The 13697-nt window shown below is 49.3% G+C and carries 13 protein-coding genes; 2 read left to right on the forward strand and 11 right to left on the reverse strand.

The window, feature by feature from the left end; genetic code table 11:
* Positions 1 to 70 precede the first annotated feature (70 nt).
* From N179_RS09965 to N179_RS10020, 11 genes are all read right to left on the reverse strand, one after another.
* A complete protein-coding gene (locus N179_RS09965; protein WP_075642817.1) occupies positions 71 to 1456 on the reverse strand; it encodes a M23 family metallopeptidase in 1386 nt (461 codons plus the stop codon).
* Positions 1457 to 1496: 40 nt separating this feature from the next.
* Complete coding sequence (ftsX, locus tag N179_RS09970) at positions 1497 to 2396, reverse strand: permease-like cell division protein FtsX (RefSeq protein WP_055968941.1); 900 nt, start codon at positions 2394 to 2396, stop codon at positions 1497 to 1499.
* The gene (gene ftsE / locus N179_RS09975; protein WP_023469240.1) at positions 2386 to 3072 is read right to left on the reverse strand and encodes a cell division ATP-binding protein FtsE; all 687 of its coding nucleotides are present in this window, start codon (positions 3070 to 3072) and stop codon (positions 2386 to 2388) included. Before ftsE ends, ftsX begins: the two co-directional genes overlap by 11 nt.
* 195 nt (positions 3073 to 3267) lie before the next feature.
* The gene (gene cccB, locus N179_RS09980; RefSeq protein ID WP_023469241.1) at positions 3268 to 3639 is read right to left on the reverse strand and encodes a cytochrome c551; all 372 of its coding nucleotides are present in this window, start codon (positions 3637 to 3639) and stop codon (positions 3268 to 3270) included.
* A gap of 115 nt (positions 3640 to 3754) precedes the next feature.
* Positions 3755 to 4624 carry a YitT family protein gene (locus N179_RS09985; protein WP_023469242.1) on the reverse strand — a complete coding sequence of 290 codons (870 nt, stop codon included), beginning with the start codon at positions 4622 to 4624 and terminating at the stop codon, positions 3755 to 3757.
* 97 nt (positions 4625 to 4721) lie between these two features.
* Complete coding sequence (locus N179_RS09990) at positions 4722 to 5225, reverse strand: GNAT family N-acetyltransferase (RefSeq protein ID WP_075642818.1); 504 nt, start codon at positions 5223 to 5225, stop codon at positions 4722 to 4724.
* On the reverse strand, positions 5225 to 5992 hold the full coding sequence (locus N179_RS09995; RefSeq protein WP_075642819.1) for a class I SAM-dependent methyltransferase: 768 nt from the start codon (positions 5990 to 5992) through the stop codon (positions 5225 to 5227). The genes N179_RS09990 and N179_RS09995 overlap by 1 nt, the downstream gene beginning before the upstream one ends.
* A 60-nt stretch (positions 5993 to 6052) precedes the next feature.
* Positions 6053 to 7153: a peptide chain release factor 2 gene (prfB, locus tag N179_RS10000; protein ID WP_023469245.1), complete on the reverse strand. Its 1101-nt coding sequence runs from the start codon at positions 7151 to 7153 to the stop codon at positions 6053 to 6055.
* A 68-nt stretch (positions 7154 to 7221) separates the two neighbouring features.
* Positions 7222 to 9741 carry a preprotein translocase subunit SecA gene (secA, locus tag N179_RS10005; RefSeq protein ID WP_023469246.1) on the reverse strand — a complete coding sequence of 840 codons (2520 nt, stop codon included), beginning with the start codon at positions 9739 to 9741 and terminating at the stop codon, positions 7222 to 7224.
* 216 nt (positions 9742 to 9957) lie between these two features.
* On the reverse strand, positions 9958 to 10521 hold the full coding sequence (hpf, locus tag N179_RS10010) for a ribosome hibernation-promoting factor, HPF/YfiA family (protein WP_023469247.1): 564 nt from the start codon (positions 10519 to 10521) through the stop codon (positions 9958 to 9960).
* A gap of 279 nt (positions 10522 to 10800) precedes the next feature.
* Positions 10801 to 11001 (reverse strand): cold shock domain-containing protein, encoded by a 201-nt coding sequence (locus N179_RS10020; protein WP_023469248.1) that lies wholly within the window; start codon positions 10999 to 11001, stop codon positions 10801 to 10803.
* A gap of 252 nt (positions 11002 to 11253) precedes the next feature.
* Here N179_RS10020 and N179_RS10025 point away from each other — a divergent pair, with 252 nt between their 5' ends.
* Positions 11254 to 11760, forward strand: coding sequence for a competence protein ComK (locus N179_RS10025; protein ID WP_023469249.1), 507 nt, complete (start codon positions 11254 to 11256; stop codon positions 11758 to 11760).
* Positions 11761 to 11854: 94 nt separating this feature from the next.
* On the forward strand, positions 11855 to 13696 hold the full coding sequence (locus N179_RS10030; protein ID WP_075642820.1) for a hypothetical protein: 1842 nt from the start codon (positions 11855 to 11857) through the stop codon (positions 13694 to 13696).
* The last annotated feature ends 1 nt before the right edge of the window (position 13697 follow it).

Genomic DNA, 13697 nt, shown 5'->3' on the forward strand with positions numbered 1-13697 from the left:
AAACGCATTATTTTTTTCAGTATAGCAAAAAAAGATAGGTTACCCTATCTTTTCAGTATTCTATGGGATGTCAAAAGATGTACGGTGCCGGGTCGACTGCATTCGGTTGACCGGCAGCCCACTCTCCCTTATGCAATTCGAAATGCAGATGCGGTCCTGTCGACCAGCCGGTTGATCCAAGTGTGCCGACGATTTGACCGGGCATGACCGTTTGACCGGCTTTGACATCGATTGACTCCAGGTGGGCATAAACGGTCGTATAGACCTGATCATCAATTAAATGAGTCACCATGACGACATTGCCGTACCCCGTCGCACTGCCTGCACGCAAAACAATTCCTCCGGCTGCCGCATGAATCGGTGTCCCTTTCGCATTGACGAGATCGATTCCCTTATGAATCTCCGGCTTTCCAGTCAACGGATTGTTTCGTGGACCGAACGGTGATGAGACATAGCCTTGCACCGGTAAATGAAATGGACGATTCGAATCGACGTCTGCTGGTGTATCGGGTGTTCCTGAAGGTACTTCGACTTCAGGTACGGGTGGCTTCGTTTTCTCAGCATCCGCTTCCTGTTGTTTCGCTGCAGCAGCACGCGCAGCTTCGGCTTGTCGTTTGGCTTCCGCTACTCGCTTCGCTTCGGCTTGACGTGCTGCCTCGATTGCCCGTCGCTTTGCCTCTTCTTTTGCTTTTCGTTCTGCTTCTTTCAGTGCAGCCAGTTCATTTTGAATCAACTGTCGCTGATCAGCGAGAATTTCTGCTTCTTCAGCTTTTGAGAACTGCTCTTGTTGCAACGCTTTTACCTTCGTGTTCAACTGGACGACCAGCTTTCGCTTCAACTCCGATTCCGCGATGATTTGCGTCTGAAGGACAAGTAATTTCCGTTGCTCCCGCTTCAGACTTTCGAGCAACAACGCTTGATCGGATCGCTGTTCGTTCAACTGAATGACGTTCGCCTTATATGTTTGCAGGACATCATCATCTTGCTTCATGATCTCACTGACTGTGCTGAAGCGCGAAATCAAATCACCGAAGTCTTTCGCGTCAAGCAAGACCTCGATGTAGGTAACGTCTCCCTTTTGCTGGACGGCACGTAAGCGACTTCCCAGTAAGTCTTCTTGTTGATGTAGTTCCTTCAACGTTTCGGAAATGGCTTCTTCCGTCAGACGTAATCGTTCCTTAGATGCAGCAACAGCCGCTTGTTGATCGGCTATCTTACGCGCTAAATCATCCAAACGGCTGTTGACTTCATCCAGTTGCGCACGGGCTTCCTTGCGCTGCTGTTTCGTCAAGATCAACTTCTCTGATGTCTGATTCTGTGATCGTTCCGTCTCTTTTAGACGGCTTTCGACCTCCTGTTGTTCCTTCAACAAATCTTCTTTCGACGTGGCATGAACGGACACGCTAGTTCCAATCAAAGCTAAGCTCAGGACGACAGAATAGAATCGGACTTTCATGAGAAGCATCTCTCCTCTATTTTATTTTTAAATGAATCGATTAAATCTTTAAGAAACGACCAAGTGACGTCGTCGATCCCCAGACACCGATGAATGCACCGAGACCGAGTAAAATTAAGACGACCTCTAGTGATAATTGTCCTGGCGGGACTAGTGAGAAGATTCCTTCGTTAATCGTTGCCAGTTGAGGTTGAATCGCATTGTACGATACTTCATAACCAAAGTAGACAACGACAATCGGGATGATGGCACCTAATATCCCCATCAACAACCCTTCAACAAAGAACGGTGCACGGATGAATCCGTTTTTCGCTCCAACGAGACGCATGATCTCGATTTCCCGACGACGAGAGAAGATCGTGACTTTGATCGTATTTGAAATGAGGAACATTGCCATGAACGTCAAACCGACGATCAGGATGATTCCACCGATCCGAACTCCTTCAAGGAAGTTAAACATCTTTTTAACATAATCCTTACCATATTCGACATTATATACATTTTCCATTTTTTTAACGGAGTTTGCAAGTGTTTCTGTCTCTTTTGGTGAGGTAGCTTTGACGATGTATCGATCGTGAAGAGGGTTATCCTTTTCAACGGACCGGTACGCTTGTGATCCTTCGCCAAGTTGCTCCTTGAAGCGGTCCAGTTCTTCTTCTTTCGAACTATAACGAACAGAGGAGACGCCTGGCATTTGCTTCAACGAATCGCCGAGTGAATCAATTTTTGCTTGGTCTGCTTCCCGTTCAACAAAGACTTGGATCTCGACATCTTTTTCGACGTTATCAGAAATCTTGTTGACGTTGAACATGAGCATTGCGAATATTCCTACGAGAAGTAGTGTGACGGTAACGGCACTGACTGAAGCGAATGTCATCCAGCCGTTCCGGACGAGACCTTTTGCCCCTTCCCGTAAATGACGGAATCCATTAAACTTCATAGCCGTACATTCCTTTCTCTTCGTCTCGGACGATTTTTCCACCGTCGATCGCTAAGACACGATGACGCATCTTGTTGACGATGTCTCGGTTGTGTGTCGCCATTACGACCGTTGTCCCACGGCGATAGATCTCTTCGAATACTTCCATGATCTCCCATGCAGTATCCGGGTCCAGGTTTCCTGTCGGTTCATCGGCGATGACGAGTGACGGACGGTTGACGATGGCTCTCGCGATCGAGATTCGTTGTTGTTCGCCCCCAGATAATTCATCCGGATAGTTCCGTTCCTTATGCTTGAGCTTGACGAGATCGAGTACCTCGAGCACCTTCTGGCGGATTTGTGACTTGTCTTCTCCTACGACCTCTAATGCGAAGGCGACATTTTCATAAACCGTCAATGACGGGAGTAGTTTGAAATCTTGGAAGATGACGCCGATTTGGCGACGAAGTTCGGGGATTTGACGGTTCTTCAACTTACCGACTTCGATTCCTTTAAATAAAAATGAACCGCTCGTTGGTTTCTCTTCGCGGTACATCATTTTCATGAATGTTGACTTACCCGCACCCGACGGACCGACGATATAGACGAATTCGCCTTGATCAATCGTCAAATCGACCTCACGGAGTGCCGTGACGCCGTTCGGATAAATCTTACTGATTCGTTGCATCTTGATCACGTACTTCACATCCTTACTTATTTACTGATGCTGAATGGATAGGTCTAAAAACCTACCGACCACCATTATAACAGGGACGAAATTGAACGCACATTACAATCAAATGTCATTTCAAGCGATGATACCATAAAAAAGAGGTACGAGATGACGAACACATGTCGTGTCTGTCATCTCATACCCCATCATATCCCATAATTACTTTTTATCCGCGAGCCAGTCAGCAACGGCAACGATTTCTTCATCCTCTTTGAGGATTCCAGCAGGCATTTGCCCTTTCCCGTTCTTGATGATCTCTTGAATCTCTTCTGAAGAGTACTTCGAGCCGACCTTCGTCAGATTTGGTCCGACATTTCCTTCAAGGTTGTTCCCGTGACACGATGCACAGTTGTTCGCGAAGATTTTTTCCGCATCAACAGCTGTTTCCGTCTTCGACGAATCATCGTTCATCGTCGACTCTTCCTTCGTACTTGACGAATCGCTAGAGCTGGAGTCGTCACTACCACCACATGCTGCGAGTGCAAGCGTTGTTCCTAACCCTAACGCGAGTAACAAGTTTTTCAGCTTCATCCGGATATCCCCCTCTTGTAAGTATCTAAGTAAACACTTCTGACCTAGTTAGAGTATAACCGTTATCCGGAAGAGTTAAGCATGATTTCACAAAAACTTCACGAGTTTGGAACAATTACGGCACATTCCGGTAGCGTTTGTCGTCCGTAAAACCGAGTCCCAGCACCTCGTGCGCCTCGCTGACGACGAGGAACGCTGACGGATCGATGTGTTTGACGATCTCTTTAAGCGTTGTGATTTCTCCTTGGCGGACGACGACCATCAGCATCGGTTTCCGTGTCCGCGTAAACGCACCTGCCGCCTCGATCTCCGTCGCTCCGCGATCGAGCGTTTCGAAGATTTCCTTCACTAACGCTTCCCGTTGATCGGAGATGATATAAGCGAGCTTGTCGTTCGTGATCCCGAGTTGGACGACGTCGATCATCTTGATTGTGATGAACAAGGCGACGAGCGCGTACAGTCCGATCTCAAGCGAGAAGATTGTCGCTGCACTGATGACGATCGTTCCGTCGAGCAAGGCGATACAGAGATGAAGCGGCAATTTCGTGAAGCGATGCAAAATTTGCGCAATCAAATCCATTCCCCCGGTCGAGGCACGTCCCCGGAAGATCAGACCGAGTCCGATCCCGACACCGGCACCACCGAAGATCGCGGCAAGCATCGGATTCATCGTCGCAGCCGGAACATCGAACCGCTCGTAGACAAGGATGACGACCGGTAAAAAGATCGACCCGACGAGTGATTTGACACCAAAACCCATCCCGAGGATCATCCACCCGATCGCCAACAAGACGACGTTCGCGACGAGTTGGAACAAGCCGGGTGAGATCCCGAACAGATCGTTCAAGACGATCGATAAGCCACTAACGCCTCCTGAAGCGAGTTGATTCGGTGCTAAAAATAAACTAAAGGCACTTGCGACGAACAAGGACCCGATTAACAAATACGCATAATCGCGCACGACTTCCTGACGTGTCGATGTCATGACATTCCATTTCCCCTTATCGATTGATTCTCGTGTTTCATTTTAGCGGAAAAGTCAGACAACGACTAGAGAGGCGGAACAACTCACAGTGTTCCCTTTATACCGCACTAAAGGGGGGACTGTAGCGGACGATGCCGCTGACGCTACGCAACCCATTCCGTTCGAGTGCAAGGACGAGAAAGACTTCTGGCGGAACGGGGAACGGTGGCTCAATACCGTAGTCGATCGCCCGTTCGAAACCAAACTGTGGATAGTAGCTGTCGTGACCAAGCACGACGATATGTGATTCACCGGCATCCCGTGCATCCTCGATCACCTGGCGGATCAACTCAGAACCGATGCCCTTTCGTTGCCAAGCTGGCAACACACCGACCGGCGCTAAGGCAAGTGACGGGATGTCACCGATATGGATTCGGCTCAAGAGGACATGACCGACGATTTCTCCTTTGTCGGTCATCGCGACGCGACCAAAGACCGGTTGCGCGGCTTCGTCCTCGCGTAACGCATCCACGAGGTTCGCTTCGCTCGGTTGTTCGAACGCTGCCTCATGGACAAGCCGGATTCCCGCTGCATCCTTGAAGCCTTCTTTACGGATAATCATCAGCTATTGCTCCCTTCGAGTGGTTTCGTTGCGAGTAGCGTGAACTCGGACGGGATGTTCTCACCGTTCCAGCCACGATGCTCGTCGAATCGTTCTAATGTGAATCGCGTCGCGATGACGCCGTTTAAAATCTCACTCAGCGTAAAGTAACGGACGGAGACGTCCGGAAAATCGATTTGTTCCGCGTCTGGAAAATGTGTCTTATACGCTAAGTCACCCGCTTGCAACGCTTGATCGAAATAACGCGGTCGATACGTCAAATCCGCATCGATCCAGCGTCCGACCGGGTGAAAATCGCTAAGGATCAACTGCCCACCGGGTCGCAAGATTGTAAACAGGATCTGCAGAAAACGCTCGAGATCCGCAAAGTAATGCAAAATCCCGCCTTCTAAGTAGAGGAGGTCAAACGTATTGCGATATCGTTCAAGATCGATCGCGTAGAGATCCCCGACGACATAGTGGATTGATGTCTCAGCATGGTGCGCCAGTTCAAGCGCGTACTTGGCATTCTCCTCTGAAATATCGAACACGGTGAAGTCTGCTCCGAGTAACGCTAACGGCACCGCCTTGCGTCCGTTCGAACCACAGATGTTCGCGATCGTCTTCCCGGCGATGTCCTCGAAATCATGTCGATGTTTCTTCAAGCATGCGGCTGGATCTTGTTTGATGATTGCAGCATACTCTGCCGGTGTTCCGTCACGCTTTTCCCAAAATTCATATGCCCGGTACTCCCACGCTTGTTTGTTGATCCGACTTTGCTCCTGCATCACTATTCCTCCTTTGACGGTCAAAAAACCAGTCGAACATCGTCCGACTGGTTAGTTGTCTTACATATTCATGAGACGGAGGTACGCATCGATGAAGCCCATGATGTCACCATCCATTGCCCCTTGCGTGTTCCCGACTTCGTAGTTCGTCCGGTGATCCTTGACCATGCTGTATGGGTGGAAGACGTACGAACGGATTTGGCTACCCCATGCGATATCCGATTTTTCACCACGGATCTCGTCGAGCTTCTTTTGTTGCTCTTCGATTTCGCGTTGGTAGAGTTTTGCTTTCAACATCTTCATCGCCGCTTCACGGTTTTTGATCTGCGACCGTTCTTGTTGACATGAGACGACGACGCCTGTTGGAACGTGTGTGATCCGGACAGCCGAGTCCGTCGTATTGATGTGCTGACCACCGGCACCAGAGGCACGGTACGTATCGATCCGTAAATCTTCCGTACGGACTTCGATGTCGATGTCATCGTTGAATTCCGGCATGACGTCACACGAGACGAACGATGTATGACGGCGACCTGACGAGTCAAACGGTGAGATCCGGACTAAACGATGGATCCCTTTTTCGGCTTTTAAATATCCATAGGCATTGTGCCCTTGAATACGGAGCGTGACCGATTTGACACCCGCTTCATCACCCGGTTGGTAGTCCATCGTTTCGACTTTCCAGCCTTGCTTGTCGCAGAAACGTTGGTACATCCGCAACAGCATCGATGCCCAGTCTTGCGACTCGGTACCACCTGCACCTGGGTGCAACTCGAGGATCGCGTTGTTCGCGTCATACTCGCCGTTTAAGAGGATTTGTAGTTCGAAGTCTTCGAACTTCTTCTTGAGGTCACCAAGTTCTGACTCGAGCTCTTCTTGAAGATCCGCATCCGGCTCTTCCTTGATCAATTCGTACGTCAAAGCGACGTTCTCGTGACCTGCTTCGAGTTCTTTGTATTTGTCGACCATCGCTTTTAAGCCGTTCGACTCATCGATGACTTTTTGTGCTGATTCCTGGTTGTTCCAGAAGTCTGGGTACGTCATCTCGTTTTCAAGTTCTTCGATCCGAGCAATCTTCGACTCGAGATCGAGTGATGCCTTATATTCGTCGAGTTTCTTTTCCATCCACTCGGCGGTGTTGCGAATTTCTGCTAATTCCATGTGTTCCACCTTCTCTTTCCGTGAAAAGAGGCAGGAATCTCCTGCCTCTCTTTCAGTCGATTCATCACTTATGCCTGACGGCCGTGACAGTTCTTATATTTCTTACCGGATCCACACCAGCACGGATCGTTGCGTCCGATTTGGTCGTTTGGATTTTTCCGGACCGGCTTTTTCTTGACCGCTTTATCTTCCTTACCCGAAACCGCGACTTCGTCTTGGACGACTTTTTCGCGTTTGAGGTTTGGATCGAGATCTGCCCGAAGGACGAATTGTGTCACTTCTTCAGCGATCGCAGCGTTCATCGCATCGAACATCATCGAACCTTCCGATTGGTATTCACGGAGCGGGTCGTTTTGACCGTATGCCCGGAGGTGAATCCCTTCACGGAGTTGATCCATTTGATCGATATGGTTCATCCAGTGTTGGTCAACGGCACGAAGAACGATGACTTTTTCGAACTCATCGAATGCTTCGGCTGGTACTTCTGACCGTTTGTGCTCGTAGTGTGCGAATGTCCGCTCTTTGAGCAACTCGATGATCTCTTCGCGTTCTTTTCCGAAGAGGTCGCTTTCCGTGACCTTCTCTTCGATCGCAAGCGTCTGGTTTGCCCACTCCGCAAGCGCACCGATGCTCCACTCTTCCGGGACGAACTCGACCGGCGTGTACTGATGAACGCCTGCTTCGATCGTCTGCTCGATCATCGGACGGACGATATCTGACACGGAACCCGCATCGAGAATCGCTGCCCGGTCCGCGTACATGACTTTCCGTTGGTCCGCCATGACGTTATCGTAGCCGAGGACTTGTTTCCGCGCATCAAAGTTGTTGCCTTCGACGCGTTTTTGAGCCGATTCAACGGCACGAGACACCATCCGGCTCTCGATTGGTTGTGAATCATCCATTCCGAGACGGTCCATCATCGACTGCAGCGAATCAGAACCGAAACGACGCATCAATTCATCTTCAAGTGAGAGATAGAATTGTGATGCCCCTGGGTCCCCTTGACGACCAGCACGACCACGGAGCTGGTTATCGATCCGGCGTGATTCGTGACGTTCTGTCCCTAGGATGAAGAGACCACCTTTATCTAAGACACCTTCACCAAGCTTGATGTCGGTACCACGACCGGCCATGTTCGTTGCGATCGTGACCGAGTTCGCTTGACCGGCGTTCTCGATGATTTCCGCTTCACGTGCGTGGTTTTTCGCGTTCAAGACTTCGTGACGAATGCCACGTTTCTTGAGGATGTTACTGAGTAACTCCGACGTCTCAACGGCAACCGTACCGACGAGGACAGGTTGTCCTTCGCGGTGGGCGCGTTCGATTTCGTCTGCGACGGCAGCGAACTTCCCGTTCATCGTTTTGAAGATCAAGTCCGGCATATCGTTTCGGACGACGGGTTTGTTCGTCGGAACCGGTACGACGTGCATGTTGTAGATGTTACGGAATTCTTCTTCCTCCGTCTTCGCGGTACCCGTCATCCCGGCAAGCTTCGTATACATTCGGAAGAAGTTTTGGTACGTGATCGTCGCAAGCGTCATCGATTCGCGTTGAATCTCGACGCCTTCCTTCGCTTCGATCGCTTGGTGCAGACCTTCTGAGTAACGACGCCCTTCCATGACACGACCTGTGAACTGGTCGATGATCATGACTTCGTCTTCACGCACCATATAGTCGACGTCGCGGTGCATGACGGCATTCGCCCGCAGTGCGAGGCTCAAATGATGGTTGAGTGAGACATGCTCGAGACCAAACAGGTTATCGATGCCGAAATATTTCTCAGCGCGGTCGATCCCTTGCTCCGTCAACAGAACACTCTTCGTCTTGATGTCGACCGTGTAGTCTTCATCTGCTTTCATGATTTTCGCGAACGTGTCCGCTTGCGAATAGAGCGCTGTCGATTTCTCGGCAGACCCTGAGATGATGAGCGGTGTCCGCGCTTCATCGACGAGGATTGAGTCGACTTCATCGACGACAGCGTAATGGAGCGGTCGTTGTACACGGTCTTCTTTATACAGGACCATGTTGTCACGCAAGTAGTCGAAACCGAACTCATTGTTCGTTCCGTACGTGATGTCACAGCTATAGGCTGCTTGTTTTTCCTGACGCGACATGCTTGAGAGATTCAAGCCGACCGATAGACCAAGAGCCGCATAAAGAGGTTCCATGATGTCACGGTCACGTTTTGCAAGATATTCGTTGACGGTAACGACGTGAACGCCGTTGCCAGCGAGGGCATTCAAATAAACAGGGAGTGTTGCGACGAGTGTCTTACCTTCCCCGGTCTTCATTTCGGCGATATCCCCGTTATGCAGGACATATCCACCGATCAACTGAACGCGGTAGTGGCGCATGCCGAGCACGCGTGTCGAAACTTCGCGACAGACCGCGAAAGCTTCCGGTAAAATATCATCTAAGTCTTCTCCGTTAGCGAGACGCTCACGGAATTCAACGACTTTTCCTTCGAGTTCTTGATCCGATAACGCACCGATTTGTGTCTCGAATGCTTCCACAGCGTCTGCTGCTTTTTCGGCTTTCTTCAGGACACGTTTCGTTGGTGCAAATAATTCTTTTAGAAAATTAGCCATGCCTTACAGTCCCCTTACTTCGAACGATTCTTTGAACGAACAGAATTCCGAGATTTTTCCTTTATTCAGTGTACCGAATACGACGTCAAATTTCAACAAGCGGACCGAGTAGCGGTCTCGGTCTTTCGTCATAGAGCAAACGTATCGTGTTTAAAAATAGTTTTCCATCATATCAAAAAGGGACTCGCCCGTAAGAGCGAGTCCCTGTTGCATTCATTATTCTGGTTCAATCAAACCGTAACGACCATCCTTACGACGGTAGACGACGTTCGTGTTGCCCGTTTCTGCGTCTGAGAAGACGAAGAATGCGTGTCCGAGCATGTCCATCTGAAGAATCGCTTCTTCCGTGTCCATTGGTTTGAGTGTGAAACGCTTCGTCCGAACGAGTTCGAGTTCTGCCTCGTCCTCTTCATAGACTGGCGCTTCCGCTTCCGGTCCTTCGAGCGTTTTGAAGTACTCTCCGATGCCGCCTTCTTTAGCGCGTCCTCTCCGGTTCAACTTCGTTTTGTGTTTCCGGATTTGACGTTCGAGCTTATCGACGACGAGGTCGATTGCTGCATACATATCGCCATTGATATCCTCTGCGCGGAGCAAGAGGTTTGGCATTGGAATCGTCACTTCGACTTTTTGCTTCTCATTGTTGACTTTGAGATTGACATAAGCCGTTTGCGCTTCCGTAGGAGTTGTAAAATAACGAGTTAACTTTTCAAGCTTTTTCTCGACGTAATCCTTGAGAGCATCTGTGACGTCCAAGTTTTCACCGCGAATGTTGTAGATCATGTAAACTCCTCCTTAAGTAACCGGTTGAACCTATGAATTCGAGATGATCCAGTCGTTTCCTTCTGAATATTCGAAATTCTTTGGTTCGTTTTTATTATAGCACGATAAGTGAAGGAAGACCATGAAAACGATGACATTCTCATGAACGTTCACTTCGATTCTTAGCGTACGATAATATTGAAGCATGTTGATGTTAACGTATATACCCGTTTCAAATGGATTCAAAACAAAAACCGCTTTTAGGCGGATGGCCTAAAAACGGTGGCGGCTGCTATTGGATTAGATCTTTGAAACGTTCGCAGCTTGTGGACCACGATCGCCTTCAACGATTTCAAATTCCACTTCTTCGCCTTCTTCAAGTGATTTGTAGCCATCGACTTGAATCGCTGAGAAGTGTACGAAGACGTCTTTCGCGTCAGACGTTTCGATGAATCCATAACCCTTTTCAGCATTAAACCATTTGACTTTACCTTGTTCCATTCGAATTCACGTTCCCTTCGCAAACCAGAGTACGAGAGCAAGCTCTCACGAATTAGTCTATCAAAAGAAGGAATTATTGACAATTAAAAATTCTGATTATTTAGAAACCATTACCACGTAATTATCAATTTCCACCAAGACATTGTTCTATATTTCAAAAAATTACATTGTCATTACATTTGTAATATTGTATTATATCGTTAGTAATTACCTGTTTTATCCATTGTCCCATTTGAGGAGGATGTAGTCGACATGCGACCATTCCATAATGATGAAAAGTATCGAATCACGAAGCGGACCGTAGCGATCTTACCTTGCTACGACATGATGAAGCAGTCCATCATCGTGCTAGAAGATGGTTCTACCATCATGACGCCACTTCGACCGTATCAACTGTTGCAATTATCGTGCAGGCAGTACAATAGTTCTATTGAGGAACGGATCGTCACCGCAAAACGTGTCGCATCCGTGAAAGGAAAAGTCCCGATTGTCATCGAACCGTCACTCGGCCTCGTCTTTTTCCCTACCAAATCACCGAAACGTGATGATTGCGAATGGTACGCTTGGAGTCATATGATTGATGTCCTCGAAGAGGATGGACAGACTAAGCTGAAGACCCGCAATGGCATGATCCTTCCCGTGAACGCCTCTCCTTACATCGTCCGCAACCAAATGAAAGCAACAGGTGAGCTTATGGCTCGCTATCAACAATTGAACGCGATGACATTAGAGGAACGCTTTAATGCAATCAAATCTTGAAAAAACGAAGGTTGGGCGATATTTTCGCTCAACCCTTTTTCGTTTCTGCCGATATATAATAAGATGATGTATTTTGAAAAAAGGAGGACGTTTGATGAATATCCAGTTGAATCCAGCTCGTTCGACGGTACCTGCCGGACAAACCGTTCTTTCGGAGACGAAGACATATAAAGGAACCGTCTTGGAACAAACAGGACCGCATACGGCGCTCGTTCAAGTCGGACGGGATAAAATCGAGATGACATTCACTGGAGAAGTTCCGACAGGTGATTTCCAGTTTAAAGTAAAAGGTCAAACGGCGGAAGGTTATCTGATCGAACAGCTACCAGCTGTCTCAGGGACTGACGCTGAAACACCGTCCGCCGTCTCGATTCCGTCAAACGTCGATCCTGCTTTACTCGAAGGCGTGCCAGCAGAACTGAAACCGGCTGTCGCAAAACTTCTTGCGAGCGGTCAGTTGCCTCAAACACCTGAAGTCGTCGCCCAACTGGTCACGGCCCTTCAAGGCAGCTACAAGGATCTTGTCCTTGAACTCGTCTCGCGTCCTGATAACGCGCTTCCACCGGAAGCAGAACTCTTGATTGATAGTCTGTTAGCGACGACCGAAGAATTTGTCGATGTCCTTCCGGAACGCGATGCCTTACGCGACCAACCGACGTTTGAAAAAGCCGTTGCGCTTGACGTTGCACGAGTCACCTTACCGACGCAGCGTGATATCGAAGCTGCGACACCGCTGCATATGCGTCAGTACATTGAACATTTGCCAGCGAAGGAACGTCCCGCACTCATTACAGCGCTTGATCAAGGGGACGTCGAAACGGTCCGAAAACAACTGACACCTTACTTCCCGCAAGCTCCACTTGAGCCGAAGACGAGTGTCCGCGAACAATTGATTGGTCTGACGGCCCGTGCCGCAAGTCCGGTCGAGCAAGCTACTCCGATACGGTCGGCTCTGACCCTCGTCCGAGAGGTAACACCTCGTTTAGCGGAGGTGACGAACGACTTCAAGAGCCAACAGCGAACGATCGTGTCGCAACTGCGACAAATCGAACCACTCGTCGAGTCCCGCCCAGTGCAAATGGTTGCTGTCATCGAAAGTACGGCACACCGCTTGAAGCAAATGTTCCAGCAAACGGACGCGATGTTGCATACGACGATGCGGGATGAAAAACAGTTGATCCACTTTTTATCGAAGCTCGAACGCGGTGCTGAACTCGCTTCCCACGGTCGGGGAACAGAAGCGAAGGCACTACTGCAAGAAGTCCGGACGGGCTTTGAAGCCTTCCGCTACGCGCCAGCGAACGTTCGTCCGACCTATTTACCGGAATGGAACGCGTCAAGCACTCGAACGCCAAACGACGCACCGGCAAAACTCATACCGTATGAACCGAAACAAAACAGTCCGCGAGTTTTACAAGAAACGGTTCAAAAAGCACTGCAGCTGCAAAGCGCCGAGTTGAAGCTCGCTGCTCCGACTCTCAATCCGGAAGCTTCGAAACTTCAGTCATTCTTGACGACGCAACAGCAAATCAATAAGCCTGACAATCAACAGCAGTTGAATCAGATTCTGTTATCGCTTCCGGTCCAGATCGTCGAAGCGACAGCCGGTCTTCATGTTCACCTTCAAAACAAGCGACCGGATGAAGTGATCGACTGGGAAAACAATACGTTGTACGTCCAGCTGAACACGAAACGTCTCGGGGATATCGGCGTACGCGTCGAAACCGTCAATCGGAAGATGCAAATCACGATCGAAAACGATCTCCCGATTCTCGAGCGACTTGCTACACCGTTTCTTGAACGAACGACGGACGCCTTAGAAGCGACCGGTTATCAGGATGTTCGGATTCAGTTCCGACCGTTCACGAAAGAAGAACGTCAAGACGTTGCTACGCAGAAGGATGAGACGCCAAACGGGTACGATTACCGGATTTAAA

Origin of the sequence: Exiguobacterium indicum HHS 31 (assembly GCF_001939065.1) — a bacterium.
Lineage (GTDB): Bacteria > Bacillota > Bacilli > Exiguobacteriales > Exiguobacteriaceae > Exiguobacterium_A > Exiguobacterium_A indicum.

Bases quoted from the DNA above. Each gene is read 5' to 3' on its own strand.
- N179_RS09965 (WP_075642817.1), bottom strand. From the start codon at position 1,456: ATGAAAGTCCGATTCTATTCTGTCGTCCTGAGCTTAGCTTTGATTGGA.
- ftsX (WP_055968941.1), bottom strand. From the start codon at position 2,396: ATGAAGTTTAATGGATTCCGTCATTTACGGGAAGGGGCAAAAGGTCTC.
- cccB (WP_023469241.1), bottom strand. From the start codon at position 3,639: ATGAAGCTGAAAAACTTGTTACTCGCGTTAGGGTTAGGAACAACGCTT.
- N179_RS09985 (WP_023469242.1), bottom strand. From the start codon at position 4,624: ATGACATCGACACGTCAGGAAGTCGTGCGCGATTATGCGTATTTGTTA.
- N179_RS09990 (WP_075642818.1), bottom strand. From the start codon at position 5,225: ATGATTATCCGTAAAGAAGGCTTCAAGGATGCAGCGGGAATCCGGCTT.
- N179_RS09995 (WP_075642819.1), bottom strand. From the start codon at position 5,992: ATGCAGGAGCAAAGTCGGATCAACAAACAAGCGTGGGAGTACCGGGCA.
- prfB (WP_023469245.1), bottom strand. From the start codon at position 7,153: ATGGAATTAGCAGAAATTCGCAACACCGCCGAGTGGATGGAAAAGAAA.
- secA (WP_023469246.1), bottom strand. From the start codon at position 9,741: ATGGCTAATTTTCTAAAAGAATTATTTGCACCAACGAAACGTGTCCTG.
- hpf (WP_023469247.1), bottom strand. From the start codon at position 10,521: ATGATCTACAACATTCGCGGTGAAAACTTGGACGTCACAGATGCTCTC.
- N179_RS10020 (WP_023469248.1), bottom strand. From the start codon at position 11,001: ATGGAACAAGGTAAAGTCAAATGGTTTAATGCTGAAAAGGGTTATGGA.
- N179_RS10025 (WP_023469249.1), top strand. From the start codon at position 11,254: ATGCGACCATTCCATAATGATGAAAAGTATCGAATCACGAAGCGGACC.
- N179_RS10030 (WP_075642820.1), top strand. From the start codon at position 11,855: ATGAATATCCAGTTGAATCCAGCTCGTTCGACGGTACCTGCCGGACAA.